Raw genomic sequence first — 13,276 nt, 5'->3', positions numbered from 1 at the left:
ATATATGTCTGTTTTGTATTGTTACTTAAAAATATGATAACATAATTTTTTTCATATTGAAATACATTTCACAATATTTTATAATATATTAAGATTTAAAATTTCTAAGCAATCAGGTGAGAATATGGAAATTAGAAAAATCAAGGCGGATACTGTCACAAAAACAGTCAAGCAGCTTTTCATGGACTGTAACTATTTTATCGACGACAGCATAACAAAGGCTTTGAAGGATTTCAGAGAAAAGGAAAAATCCCCCGTTGGCAAAAATGTTTTGAGCCAGCTTTTGGAGAACAACGAAATAGCCGCTAAGGAGCAAATCCCAATTTGTCAGGACACAGGAATGGCTGTGCTTTTTGTTGAATACGGTGACAAGGTAGTAATCGAGGACGGAAGCTTTAAGGAAGCTGTAGAACAGGGCGTCCGTGAGGCTTACGACGAGGGCTATCTTAGAAAAAGCGTGGTAACAGACCCGGTGTTCGACAGAATAAACACAAAGGACAACACACCTGCGGTTATCCACACAGAGATTGTTCCCGGAGATAAAATCAAATTTTTGGTGGGCGGAAAGGGCTTCGGAAGCGAGAACATGTCCGCAATCAAAATGCTTACACCCTCATACGGGGCAGAGGGAGTAAAGGACTTTATCCTTGAAACAGTTAAAAAAGCAGGACCCAACCCATGTCCTCCTATAGTTGTGGGCGTTGGCATAGGCGGAACCTTTGAAAAAGCCGCCCAGCTTGCAAAAAAAGCCACTTTCAGACCAATCGACACAAAGAACCCGGACCCACGCTATGCGCAGATGGAAGATGAGCTTCTTGAAAAAATCAACCGCATGGGCTTTGGCCCTGCCGGTCTTGGAGGAAACACCACCGCTTTGGGAGTAAACATAGAAACCTACCCAACACACATTGCCGGTATGCCTGTTGCAGTCAATATCTGCTGTCACGCTGCCCGACATAAAGAAGCGGAAATTTAAGGAGGGTCTGAGATGACAAAAAAAATTACACTTCCAATTACGGAAGAGGACATAGAAAACCTTAACGCCGGCGACAGCGTGCTTTTAAGCGGTTCAATAATAACAGGCCGTGACGCCGCCCACAAAAGACTTTTCGAGCTTTTGGAAGAGGGGAAAGAGCTTCCGGTGGATATAAAGGGAGAGATTATCTACTATGTAGGCCCTGCTCCTGCAAAACCACCTTATGCGGTAGGCCCTGCCGGCCCAACCTCCAGCTACAGAATGGACAAGTACACACCTGCCCTTTTGGACAGAGGAATGAAAGGCATGATAGGCAAGGGGGCAAGAAACAAAGAGGTAATCGACGCCATTGTGAGAAATCACTGCGTTTATTTTGCCGCCATAGGAGGCGCCGCCGCACTAATCGCCAAGAGCATAAAAAGCGAGGAGCTTCTCTGCTATGAGGATTTGGGAACGGAAGCCATTAGACGCTATGTTATAGAGGATTTCCCCTGCATAGTTGTAATAGATTCAAAAGGCAACAACCTCTACGAATCCGAACCGCCGAAATACCGTATTACTGAAGAATAAATATTTTCATTTAAAATGCCGTATTCATTACGGCATTTTATTTTTTATAAAATAGTTCTATAAAAGAAAAACCCCACCGCATTTACGGTGAGGTTTATAAAAATCAAATTACTGAGCGTCTGCGTCAAGGGAAAGGATTGCCGCTTCAAGTGTTGCGTCGATTATCGGGCTTGTGGTGCTGAGTCCCCAGCCGCCGTGTTCAACAACAACCGCAAAAGCCAGCGGATACTCCTCGCTGTCGATATATCCCACAATCCATGCGTTTGGTTCGCCCTCGCCAACCTCCGCAGTACCTGACTTTGCACAGGCCGGAAGTCCAGCAAAGGTGCTGTCGCCGTAGTGGGTTTCTACAGTATATCGCATCATAGAGCCAAGCTCTTTTGCAACTTCCTCGGGCATCATTCTGTCGCCAAGTTCTCCTCCGCCGGAGGAAAGTCCCAGCTGGTCGAATATTGAGGAGGACTCCTCAACAAGATAAGGGATTACAGGCTGTCCGCCGTTTGCAATAGCTCCGCAGATAATAGCCATCTGCATTGGGTTTGCAAGGTCTGTATACTGTCCGATACCTGACCATGCAAGCTGGTTGTCGTCGGCTTCTGTTACGTCATAGTGTGAAACCGCTGTAGGAACGTCGCTTATTAAGAAATTGGAGTTAAATCCCATTTTCTCGGCAACCTCCTGCATATGCTCTGCACCGACCTGAAGTGTGATTTCTGCAAATGCCACGTTACAGGACTGGGAAAGAGCCTCTTCAAAGGATATGTCACCATGAACGGAGTGACAGTTTACATCGTTTCCCAAAATTTCCACGCTTCCTGAGCAGTGGAAGGTCTGTTCCTTGATATCGTCTATATACTCCAAAGCGGCAGCCGTTGTAACAAGCTTAAATACAGAACCCGGAGTATATTCTGAGGAGATTGCGTGGTCAAGATATACGCCGTCGTATTCTTCCTCGTTTTCCTCGGTAATCTCAGGAGGGTCAGCCGGGTCATAGGTTTTATTGCTTACGGAGCAGAGAAGCTCGCCGGTTTTGTAGTTGTAAACAACCACTGCGCCCTCCTGGTCGCCCATAGCTTCCTGAGCCGCTCTGTTTATGTCTGCGTCAATGGTAAGGTTTATATCGTTTCCCTGTTTCAAGGACTCAGGCATTCCAAGACCCCAGATATAGTTAAAGCCTGTAAGCTGGGTTCTGTAAAGGCTCTGAATAGCCGTTGAAATGTTAAGGCTGTTGTCGCCCACCACATGAAGCAAAGAACATCTTGTCAAATAGTCGTCGTGATATTTTCTCTCGCCGTCCTCGGTATAGGCAAGGACGGTTCCGTTTCTGTCGTAAATTTTACCGGCCATAGCAAGTCCGCCGCTTCCTGCGGTATGGCCGTTATATGGCTGCTGTACCCATGCTTCGTTGTTCAGAACAAGTCTTGCACAGAAGGTTGCAAGTCCTGCAAAAAACGCAAGGGCAACTATATACACCAAAATACTTCTTGTCCAAGTTCTTTTCATGGAATACCTCCTTTATTTGCGGCGCATGGCGTAAGTTCGTTCGTCCGCCGCTTTTATAAACGCCAAAAGACCCCAACAAGAAATCATACTTGAACCTCCCAAGCTTATAAACGGCAATGTAACACCGGTAAGAGGAAGAATATCTGTAGCTCCGAAAATATTCAAAGCCATCTGGAAAAGCAGAAGTCCTGCCGCACAGCATGCGGATATAGAATAGAATGTACTTCTGCTTCTGGTGGTTATTGCTCTTGAATAGAGAACAAGACCGCCTATTGCAATGGCGCAGATAACCGCCACAATTATTCCCATTTCCTCTGCCACAAGTCCGAACACAAGGTCGTTTTCAGAAGCAAATACATATTTCAAACATCCATTGCCCACGCCAACACCGAAAAGTCCGCCGGAGGCAGTATATGTAAGAACTCTTGCCTGCTGATATGCGTTTGTCTGGGCATATTCCCAAACATGACCCCATGAAACAAATCTGTCCGCAATGTAAGGCTTAAACTTGAGTACCATCGCTCCGGCAAAAACCGCCGCAGTAACTGCAAGGATAATTGTTTTAAAGTCGCCGGAACGCATGAAGGCTATGAAAAGGAAGGTAACGAAGAATATAAGTCCTGTACCAAAGTCGCCCATAATAGCCAGCGCACCTACGCACACCGCAGAAAATATGATGTACTCCAAAAGGTTTTTACTGGTCTGCAGCTGGTCAAGTGTTGCAGCGCCCACAAATATAAATGCAATTTTTACAAATTCAGAAGGCTGAATGGTAAATGAGCCGATTGAAATCCAGTTTGCTGCGCCGTGCTGGATTTTACCGAACACAAGGTTTATTGCCAAAAATGCAACTGCGCCTATCATAATGATAGTTCTGTACTTTTTAACTCTGTCCGGATTCTCTATAAACTTTATAAGGAACATGAACAGCACCATACCCATTGCCGCAGTTATCATCTGCGTGTATGCCTGCCGTTCTACCTGCCGGACTAACAGCATTATACCAAGACCCGTAAGGAAAAATCCCAGAGCCTCCAGCTCAAAGTTAACCCTTTTAAGGATTACCGTTGAAACAAAGAAAAATGTCCAGCCGAGAGCTGTAAGAAATCCCCACACAACAAGCGGTCTGAAATCCTGTATTTCATTAGAAAAGCAAGCCGCCAAAGCCATAAGCAGATGGAATACCGTTATAAGTATCATAAGCTTATACTGTTTTATTGACGGTTTTGTCTTAGCTTTTGAAAAATACCATGAAGGTTTTATCTCTTCGGAATATTCGCTGCCTCTTCTCACTGCAAGAGTAGTGCTTCCCACCGATATTTCATCGTCAATCATAACCTTTACTCTGCCACGTGTCTTTTTTCCGTTTACATAGGTTCCGGCTTTTGACTTAGTATCGGTAATAAACCAGCCGTCCTCTCTTCTAAGCAGAACGCTGTGATCTCGGGAAACGGTTTCGTTTTGAATACATATATCGCTTCTTTTGCTTCTGCCGATGGAGTTTTCCCAGAATACCACCGGATATTTTTGTCCTGTAAATACATCCTCCAAAGTGAGCAGAGGTTTTTCCGCTCTTCTGTGGTGACGCATAGATTTGTAACACTGGTACACTATAACCATAGCATAGATGGGCAAAAGAATTCTCAGCGCTACCACCGAAGCGTCCATAACTATTTGCAGATCCAAAAAATCACCCTTTCCTGCCAAAGCTTTTTTAATTTAAAAATCTCTTCTTTTAAATGCACTATTTACATACGGAAATAAACTTATTTTTCAGTCACTTCTGCACCTTATATGATATTACCAAAATGAAAGAATGTCAACAAACCTTTATGAATTATTCGGTATTTTACAGCTTTCGGCAAAAAACGCTATATATATTGTATTTATCAAAATTCTATGTCGGAAAAATAACAAACAAAAATACCCTTATGTGTATTTTATTTCACAAACTTTACACATTTTTTACAAACAGATAACATTCTTTTTACTTGCTAACCTCATAATAGAAAATGATTTCAACACCAAAAAAGTATAAAAGGATGGTAGAAATGGATATCTTATCAATCATTGCCCTTTTGGGAGGCCTTGCTTTCTTCCTTTTCGGAATGAACATAATGGGCGAAGGTCTTGAAAGGGTCGGCGGCGGAAAGCTTGAAAAAACACTTGAAAAGCTTACCGCCGGCGTTTTCAGAGGAGTTCTGCTTGGTGCAGCAGTTACAGCTGTTATTCAGAGTTCCTCAGCCACCACGGTAATGGTCGTTGGCTTCGTTAACTCAGGTATTATGAAGCTCGGTCAGGCTGTGGGCGTTATTATGGGTGCCAACATCGGTACAACCGTAACCGCTTGGCTTCTGAGCCTTACCGGCATTGAAGGCGACGGTCTTTTGATGCAAATGCTTAAACCAAGTACTTTTGCTCCTTTGTTTGCATTTATCGCTATTGCAATCACAATGTTTTCAAAGAAACAAAAGACAAAGGACATTTGCAGCATCGTAATCGGATTTGCAATCCTTATGGCAGGTATGGAAACAATGAGCGCAGCTGTTAAGCCTTTGGCAAACGCTCCTTGGTTCAGCCAGATGTTCCTTATGTTCGCAGGAAACCCAATCCTCGGTATCCTTGCCGGCGCTGTTTTGACAGCTATTATCCAGAGTTCTTCCGCATCTGTCGGTATTTTGCAGGCTTTGTCTGCAACAGGAGCTATCTCCTTCGGCGGTGCTTTCCCGATTATCCTCGGACAGAACATAGGTACCTGTGCCACCGCTCTTATCTCCTGTATCGGAGCAAAGAAAAATGCAAAGCGTGCGGCATTTATCCATCTTTATTTCAACATAGTTGGCGTTGTGGCAATTTCCCTGCTGTTCTATGGATTAAACGCTCTGTTTAGTTTTGATTTCGTAAACGGCACTATCACAAGAACCGGCATAGCTATTGTTCACACCTCATTCAACGTTATTGCAACCGCAATTCTCCTGCCGTTTAACAAGTTTCTTGTTAAGCTGGCAACACTTACAATCAAAGAGGACAAGCCTACAGGCGACGCTCCTTTCCTCGACGAAAGATTTCTCAACACACCTGCTATCGCTACAGAGCGCAGCATGAGACTTACAGCTGAAATGGCTGAAATTTCAAAAAATATAATGTTTAAGGCTTTTTCCTGCATAAAGAATTTTGACCCCCAGAAAGAAACCGATATTTTAAACGGTGAAAAGAAAGTTGACCAGTACGAGGATATTCTGGGAACTTATCTTGTAAAGCTCAGCGCAAAGAGCCTTTCCGGCGATGACAGCAACATTGTTGCCGGTATGCTTCACAGTATCGGAGACTTGGAAAGAATCAGCGACCACGCTGTTTCCGTTCTCAAGGTTGCCAAGGAGCTTCACGACAAAAAGGTTTCTTTCTCACCTGAAGCACAGGAAGAGCTTGAACATCTCATCGCAGCAACAAAGGAAATCCTTTCCACAACAGTTATCGCTCTCAACAAGCGTGACCTTATCCTTGCTCAGGACATCGAGCCTTTGGAGCAGACAATCGACGACATCAAGGCAAAGATGAAGAAGCATCACATCAAGCGTCTGCAAAACGGCGAATGCACAATAGAGCTTGGCTTCATCTTCTCAGACCTGCTTTCAAGCATTGAGCGTGTAAGCGACCTTTGTGCAAACGTAGCTGCATACATGATTGAAGTTGCCGACGACCGTCTTGAAACTCACATCTATTCCCACGATGTAAGAAAGAACGGCGACAACTACCGTCAGAAATACGAAAGCTACCGTCAAAAATACCTCAAAATGTGATTTTTAATTCCGCCTTGCAAGGGTTTAGCTTAGAAATAAACGTCGTTTCAAGGCGGGCGAGTCTTTTATTTCCGCCTTGTAAAGGTTTAATTTGGAAATAAACATCGTTTCAAGGCGGGCGAGACGTTTTCTTTAATCTTTGGAATGGCTCACTCTCGGTTAGATTTATTTTATTTCCGACCTGCAAGGGTTTATATTGTATTTTAACGCCTACACAGGTCGGGCGAGACCTTTTCCTAAGTCTTTAGAATGGCTCGCTCTCGGCTTGTTTGATTTTAATTGAATATTACTTTTACAGCTATGGTTCTGAAATGACCATAGCTGTTTTTGTTTTTCTTTTAAAGAACTATGCACCGTAGAGGCGCACTATCATGTGCATCAGGTAACACAACATCGCTACGGCGCTGGATTGGATAATTTCCATTTCTTTATTTTTCTTTTACAGAACAATTATTCAATAAATCTTATATATAATATTAGAAACATAAAGTCGAAAAAGGGTGAAAAAAATGGAAATAACACAGCAGGGGAACAGTGTTCTTATAAACGGCGTAAGGGATTTAGACCTGCGTGAAACGCTGGACTGCGGACAGAGCTTTCGCTGGGTTGAGCGTGAGGACGGAAGCTTTCACGGCGTGGCTTTTAACAAGGCGGTTGACGTAAGCTTAAACGGCGATATTTTAAAAATCGACAACTGCACACTGGAAGATTTTAAAAACATCTGGGAAAACTACTTTGATTTAACACTGGACTACGGAAAAATCAGAGACGACATAAGCCAAATACACCCGATATTAAAAGAGGCAGCCTCCTATGCTCCGGGAATAAGAATTTTAAGACAGGAACCCTTTGAGGCACTCTGCACATTTATAATCTCACAAAACAACAACATAAAAAGAATAAAGGGAATAGTTCAAAGGCTCTGTGAAAATTTCGGCGAAAAGATAAACGACACGGATTACGCCTTTCCAACCATTGAAAAGCTTTCAAGTCTTTGCGAAGAGGACTTAGCTCCGCTGCGTGCAGGCTTTAGAAACAGATACCTTATAGACGGAGCAAGAAAAGTGGCTTCCGGAGAAGTTGACTTAGAAAAATGCAGAACATTGCCCTATGAGGAAGCCAGAAAAGAGCTTATGAAAATCGTGGGAGTTGGGGTAAAGGTTGCAGACTGCACATTGCTTTTCGGTATGCACAGGGTGGAAAGCTTTCCTCTTGATGTGTGGATGAAACGTGCAATGAAGGTTTTGTTCCCGGAATTGACCCCTGAGGATTTCGGAGAATATGCCGGAATTGCCCAGCAGTACATTTTCCACTACAGCCGTATGCATCCCGACCTTTTGACGGAAAAAAACTAAAAGAAAACGCCATGCAAAAATGCATGGCGTAATTTTTTTATGAAACAAGGAGATATACAAAATATGCGGAGTAGGATAAGAGCATCACTATGCCTCCGCTTCTTTTCAGCTTTCTGTCCTTGTTGAGAACAAAGAGGAAAAGCATAACGGCGGAAGCTATGCACACAACACCGTCCACTATAAATTTGCTTTCAAATGGAACAGGGGCGATAAGTGCGGTGGTTCCCAGCACAAAAAGAATATTGAAAATATTACTTCCAACAATATTTCCTATTGCAATATCGGTGTTGCCCTTTCTCGCGGCGGTTATAGAGGTTACAAGCTCCGGCAGTGATGTACCCAAGGCAACTATTGTAAGTCCAATAAGTCGGTCGCTCATTCCGAAGAATTTTGCAATGTAGGTCGCTCCGTCTATTGCCAGGTTGCTTCCTATTACAACTGCGGCAAGTCCTCCCAAGGTCATAACTATTGCAATTAAAACAGCCTTTGCTCCGCCTTTTTTTCTTACCTCTTTTATCTCCCTTTCGTCGGCGTCGGAAATTTCCTTATTTCCGCCCTTTTTGGAAATAACTATAAGGTAAACAAAGAAGGCTATAAATAAAACCCAAAGAATAATTCCTGCAAATGTGTTCAGCTCTCCTGCTGTTACAGCCAAAACCAAAAGCACTACGGAAACAAAAATTACAAAGGGCATTTCATATTTTGCCGTGGTTTTTGCTACCGGCAAATTTGCTATACAGGCGGTAATTCCTAAAATAATTCATATATTTAAAATGTTACTGCCTAAAATATTTCCTATTGCTATTCCCGTGTTGCCCTGAACTGCGGCGCTGATACTTATTGCCGCCTCCGGTGCACTTGTTCCGAATGCCACGATTGTAAGTCCTATTACAATTTCCGGTATTCCGAATCTTTGGGCAATTCTTGATGCGCCCACAACAAAGAAATCTGCGCCTTTGATAAGCAGAACAAATCCTGCAACCAAAAGCAAAATGTTCCATACTAACATCATTTCTGCTTCACCTTTCTTTTTTGCACACAATAAAAAGCAAGGCTTTTATTGCATAACTGAAATTATACAATAAAAGTCTTGCTTTCAATTACGATACGGACATTAACCTTTTTAAAGGAAAACATCGGGCATGTCGCACCGCAAACACATTGTGCAGCTACTCCCTTTTATATAATGTAATGTATCAAATATTTCAACGTTTGTCAACTATGTTTTTTGTTTCTTTATTTTTCTTTTATAGAACTATATATTATAGAGACAGATTATAGCGACATAAATAAACAGCCATGATTCAAAAATAAAACCATGGCTGTAGATTATAAAATATTAAAATTCAAACTCAACCGAGAGCGAGCCATTCCAAAGACTTAGGGAGAGGTTTCGCCCGCCTTGAAATGACGTCCATTTTCAAAGCAAAGTCCTGCAAGGCGGAAACAAAAGACTCGCCCGACCTGAAACGGAAGTTTATTTTTATATCCTCTCTTTGCAGGTCGGATATAAAAAAACTCTGCCACAAAGTTAAATGTGACAGAGCCATTGTTATTTCTAAAGCTAACGTCTCGCCCGCCGTGTGCAGAACCCTTATCAACAAGCAGAAGTTATGCACGGCGGAGCTAAAAATCAAAGGAGTTCTTTGCGGAGGTCGGCTGGTGATTTTGGTGAGAGGTATGCAGGAGCAATGTCGAATGCTGTTTTGCAGCCGAAGCTTCCTTCTTTTGCAAGCTTAACAGCGGCTCTTGCATAAGCTACCAAAATGCTTGAAGTAAACTCCGGGTTTGAACCAAGCTTCAAAGAATACTCGATGATGTGGTTTGTTTCGCCGTTTTCGCCGGTCTTGCCGCTTCTGATTACGAAACCGCCGTGAGGAATACCGCTGTGATCTCTCTTAAGCTCTTCCTCTGAAATAAAGTGAACAGTTGTGTCGTAGTCAGCGAAGTAGTTAGGCATAGTCTTGATATCGTTTTCAATCTTTGCCTTGTCTGCGCCCTCTTTAGCAACAACGAAGCATTCTCTTGTGTGCTTTTCTCTTGTGGAAAGCTCAGGATTTGAACCGCTTCTAACTGCGTCCATAGCTGCTTCAACAGGGATTGTGTACTGTTTTGCATCCAAAACACCCTCAACACGGCGGATTGCGTCAGAATGGCCCTGGCTTACGCCCTTGCCCCAGAAAGTATATGTGCTTCCCTGAGGGAGAATTGCCTCAGAGTAAATTCTGTTAATTGAGAACATTCCCGGATCCCAGCCAACAGAGATAACGCCAACGGTGTTACCCTCTTTTGCCGCCTTGTCTACATCTTCAAAGTGAACAGGAATATTTGCGTGTGTGTCGAAGCTGTCAACTACATTGAAATGCTTTGCAAGCATTGGAGTCTGAACAGGGAGGTCTGTAGCGCTTCCGCCGCAGAGGATGAGAACATCCAATTCGCCCTTAAAGTTCAAAATATCGTCCATTTTATATACAGGACAGCCCTCTGTGAGGATTTTTACAGTGCTTGGGTCACGTCTTGTGAAAACAGCGCAAAGCTCTGTATCTGGGTTTTGTCTTACTGCAAGCTCAACACCTCTGCCAAGGTTGCCGTAGCCTACAATGCCGATTTTTATTTTTTCCATACATATGCACCTCGTTTATCAGATTTATTTACCGATTTTCACGGTGATAAAAACACTCAGCGAAAATATTTTATCACAAATCCAAAAGGAATTAAATAGGATATTTGCAATTTATTTTGTATATTTTGAATTTTTTCGCTGTTTTTTCCTGTTTGGGCGGTAAATTAAAGGCTATTATGAAATCCTGTTTTAAAAAACTTTCATAATTAACTTAAAAAAGAGTGTTTGTTTTCCCATAAGAAAGATAAACTTTAACAGCAATAGTTTCAATGTTTATTGTAGTTTATTTGTAAATATATATAAATTCTACAGAAAAACGGCGGATATTTAATATTATTTCACGGTATTATCACTAATTGTTCATCATTATATGCTTGACAAGGTGATATTGTAGATATATAATGAAATTAAATAATAACATAGTTAACAGTGACTTACTGCGAGGTGATACTTTTGGAACCTGTCCAAAGACAGATAAATGACATAACGCCCCTTGAGCCGGAAGAGGTTCAGGCGGCAAAGCTGATAAACGCAATGCACATATTTTCTAAGATAAACATCGGAACCGTGCTGGGAAAGCTTTCCCAAACCGAATACCTGGTTATATATTTTGTGAGAAAACACGGCGAATATGACGGTCATTGCAACAACGGTGTAAATGTGACAAGTCTTTCGGAGGTTCTGGGTGTTTCAACACCTGCCGTATCGAGAATACTGCGCAGTCTTGAAGAAAAAGGCTTTATCAGAAGAATTACCAACAGCAAAAACAGACGAGAAACCTATATCTCCCTTACTGATACCGGACGGGAGATTTATTTGCGGGACAGAGAAACCGCCTCACTGCTTTACAAAGCAGTGGAAGAAAAAATGGGCAAAGATGAAATACGTGAACTTGTAAGGCTTTCCCTGTCATTTAACCGCATTATGTGCGAAGAAATAGAAAGAATCAATTTATCAAAGACAAACAGCATTTAACCGCTGATTTTACAATAGGAGTGATAACAATGCCAAACAACAATGAAATGATTTTTGATTACAGTGATAATAATCCTCAGATTATGTCTTTAGCCGATATATGCCTTGCAAACAACAACATTGACCAGAGCCTTTATACAAAGTACGATGTAAAAAGAGGTCTGCGTGATTTGGACGGCAAGGGCGTTTTGGCAGGTCTTACCGACATTTCCGAAATAAGACAGAACAAAATTGTAGACGGCAAAACCGTTCCTACCGACGGCAAGCTCTTCTACAGAGGAATAAATGTAAACGATATAATCAAGGGCTTTCTCAAAGATAAGAGATTTGGCTTTGAAGAGGTTACCTACCTGCTCATATTCGGCAAGCTTCCAAACGCTCAGGAGCTTGAGGAGTTTACAAACCTTTTGGCTACCTACAGAACACTTCCTACAAACTTTGTACGTGATGTAGTTATGAAAGCTCCTACAAGCGACATGATGAACACACTTGCAAGAAGCGTTCTCACACTTTACTGCTACGACAAAAATGCAAACGATATTTCCATATCAAATGTTTTAAGACAGTGCTTGCAGCTTATTTCCGTATTCCCTCTCCTTTCCGTTTACGGTTATCAGGCATACAACCACTACTGCTGCAATCAGAGCCTTGTAATTCATGTGCCTGATCCAAAGCTTTCCACAGCAGAGAACATACTCATGCTTTTGAGAGAAGATAAAAAATATACAGAGCTTGAAGCAAAGGTTCTCGACCTTGCCCTTGTTCTCCATGCAGAGCACGGCGGCGGTAACAACTCAACCTTTACAACTCACGTTGTTACAAGCTCCGGTACAGACACATATTCCGCAATAGCTGCCGCACTCAGCTCACTTAAAGGCCCTAAGCACGGCGGTGCAAACCTTAAGGTTGTGGGCATGTTTGAAGAGATGAAGAGAGAGATTAAAGACTGGACAGACGAAGAGGAAATCGACGTATATCTCCAGAAGCTTCTCCACAAAGAGGCTTTCGACCGTTCCGGACTTATCTATGGTATGGGTCACGCTGTTTATTCTATCTCCGACCCGAGAGCTATCGCCCTGAAGAGCTTCGTAAAGGAACTTGCCGTTGAAAAGGGTCTTGAAAAAGAATTTACCCTTTACAGCAATGTTGAAAGACTTGCTCCTATTGTTATCGGAAGAGAAAAGAAGATTTACAAGGGCGTTTCCGCAAACGTGGACTTCTACAGCGGATTTATTTACAGCATGCTGGGACTTCCAAAGGAGCTTTTCACTCCGATTTTCGCTATAGCCAGAATCTCCGGCTGGAGCGCACACAGACTGGAAGAGCTTATCAACGCCGGCAAAATCATCCGTCCTGCATACAAGAGCGTTTGCGACGAAAAAGAATACATCCCCCTTTCCGAAAGATAATTTTTATATCCGACCTGCAAGGGGAGGATATAAAAAATAAACACCTACACAGGTCGGGCGAGACC

The 13,276-nt window shown here is 42.7% G+C and carries 11 protein-coding genes; 6 read left to right on the top strand and 5 right to left on the bottom strand.

Annotated elements, in window-relative coordinates:
* Positions 1-130: 130 nt before the first annotated feature.
* Together B5F08_RS05320 and B5F08_RS05315 are read left to right on the top strand one after the other, a co-directional pair.
* The gene (locus B5F08_RS05320; protein WP_087377250.1) at positions 131-976 is read left to right on the top strand and encodes a fumarate hydratase; all 846 of its coding nucleotides are present in this window, start codon (positions 131-133) and stop codon (positions 974-976) included.
* A gap of 12 nt (positions 977-988) precedes the next feature.
* Positions 989-1,546, top strand: a complete 558-nt coding sequence (locus tag B5F08_RS05315; protein WP_087377115.1) for a Fe-S-containing hydro-lyase — start codon at positions 989-991, stop codon at positions 1,544-1,546.
* Between the two features lie 108 nt (positions 1,547-1,654).
* On the opposite strand, the gene B5F08_RS05310 is transcribed toward B5F08_RS05315, so the two are convergent.
* A complete protein-coding gene (locus B5F08_RS05310) occupies positions 1,655-3,049 on the bottom strand; it encodes a penicillin-binding transpeptidase domain-containing protein (protein ID WP_087377113.1) in 1,395 nt (464 codons plus the stop codon).
* A gap of 12 nt (positions 3,050-3,061) precedes the next feature.
* Positions 3,062-4,735, bottom strand: a complete 1,674-nt coding sequence (locus tag B5F08_RS05305) for an FtsW/RodA/SpoVE family cell cycle protein (protein WP_242968296.1) — start codon at positions 4,733-4,735, stop codon at positions 3,062-3,064.
* Positions 4,736-5,100: 365 nt separating this feature from the next.
* On the opposite strand from B5F08_RS05305, the gene B5F08_RS05300 reads away from it, so the two are divergent.
* Positions 5,101-6,849, top strand: coding sequence for a Na/Pi cotransporter family protein (locus tag B5F08_RS05300; protein WP_087377111.1), 1,749 nt, complete (start codon positions 5,101-5,103; stop codon positions 6,847-6,849).
* A gap of 509 nt (positions 6,850-7,358) precedes the next feature.
* Positions 7,359-8,204: a DNA-3-methyladenine glycosylase family protein gene (locus tag B5F08_RS05295; protein WP_087377109.1), complete on the top strand. Its 846-nt coding sequence runs from the start codon at positions 7,359-7,361 to the stop codon at positions 8,202-8,204.
* Positions 8,205-8,241: 37 nt separating this feature from the next.
* Here the strand turns inward: B5F08_RS05295 and B5F08_RS05290 are convergent, their stop codons facing one another.
* The 3 genes from B5F08_RS05290 to B5F08_RS05280 form a co-directional block, all read right to left on the bottom strand.
* Positions 8,242-8,898, bottom strand: a complete 657-nt coding sequence (locus B5F08_RS05290) for a sodium:calcium antiporter (RefSeq protein ID WP_330395806.1) — start codon at positions 8,896-8,898, stop codon at positions 8,242-8,244.
* 66 nt (positions 8,899-8,964) lie between these two features.
* On the bottom strand, positions 8,965-9,216 hold the full coding sequence (locus tag B5F08_RS13675; protein ID WP_330395805.1) for a sodium:calcium antiporter: 252 nt from the start codon (positions 9,214-9,216) through the stop codon (positions 8,965-8,967).
* A gap of 621 nt (positions 9,217-9,837) precedes the next feature.
* The gene (locus B5F08_RS05280; RefSeq protein ID WP_087377105.1) at positions 9,838-10,827 is read right to left on the bottom strand and encodes a diaminopimelate dehydrogenase; all 990 of its coding nucleotides are present in this window, start codon (positions 10,825-10,827) and stop codon (positions 9,838-9,840) included.
* 453 nt (positions 10,828-11,280) lie between these two features.
* On the opposite strand from B5F08_RS05280, the gene B5F08_RS05275 reads away from it, so the two are divergent.
* Both B5F08_RS05275 and B5F08_RS05270 read left to right on the top strand, forming a co-directional pair.
* Complete coding sequence (locus B5F08_RS05275) at positions 11,281-11,802, top strand: MarR family winged helix-turn-helix transcriptional regulator (protein WP_087377103.1); 522 nt, start codon at positions 11,281-11,283, stop codon at positions 11,800-11,802.
* A 29-nt stretch (positions 11,803-11,831) separates the two neighbouring features.
* Positions 11,832-13,211, top strand: a complete 1,380-nt coding sequence (locus B5F08_RS05270) for a citrate/2-methylcitrate synthase (protein ID WP_242968295.1) — start codon at positions 11,832-11,834, stop codon at positions 13,209-13,211.
* The last annotated feature ends 65 nt before the right edge of the window (positions 13,212-13,276 follow it).

It is taken from the genome of Anaeromassilibacillus sp. An172 (genome assembly GCF_002160515.1).
In the GTDB taxonomy this organism is placed as follows: Bacteria; Bacillota; Clostridia; order Oscillospirales; family Acutalibacteraceae; genus Limousia; species Limousia pullorum.
The sequence above is the reverse complement of the archived record's forward strand: the minus strand, read 5'-3'. Positions and strand labels throughout refer to the sequence as shown.

Excerpts from the sequence above, each read along its gene's own strand:
- B5F08_RS05290 (WP_330395806.1), bottom strand. The coding sequence starts at position 8,898 with ATGCCCTTTGTAATTTTTGTTTCCGTAGTGCTTTTGGTTTTGGCTGTA.
- B5F08_RS05270 (WP_242968295.1), top strand. The coding sequence starts at position 11,832 with ATGCCAAACAACAATGAAATGATTTTTGATTACAGTGATAATAATCCT.
- B5F08_RS05280 (WP_087377105.1), bottom strand. The coding sequence starts at position 10,827 with ATGGAAAAAATAAAAATCGGCATTGTAGGCTACGGCAACCTTGGCAGA.
- B5F08_RS13675 (WP_330395805.1), bottom strand. The coding sequence starts at position 9,216 with ATGATGTTAGTATGGAACATTTTGCTTTTGGTTGCAGGATTTGTTCTG.
- B5F08_RS05295 (WP_087377109.1), top strand. The coding sequence starts at position 7,359 with ATGGAAATAACACAGCAGGGGAACAGTGTTCTTATAAACGGCGTAAGG.
- B5F08_RS05310 (WP_087377113.1), bottom strand. The coding sequence starts at position 3,049 with ATGAAAAGAACTTGGACAAGAAGTATTTTGGTGTATATAGTTGCCCTT.
- B5F08_RS05300 (WP_087377111.1), top strand. The coding sequence starts at position 5,101 with ATGGATATCTTATCAATCATTGCCCTTTTGGGAGGCCTTGCTTTCTTC.
- B5F08_RS05315 (WP_087377115.1), top strand. The coding sequence starts at position 989 with ATGACAAAAAAAATTACACTTCCAATTACGGAAGAGGACATAGAAAAC.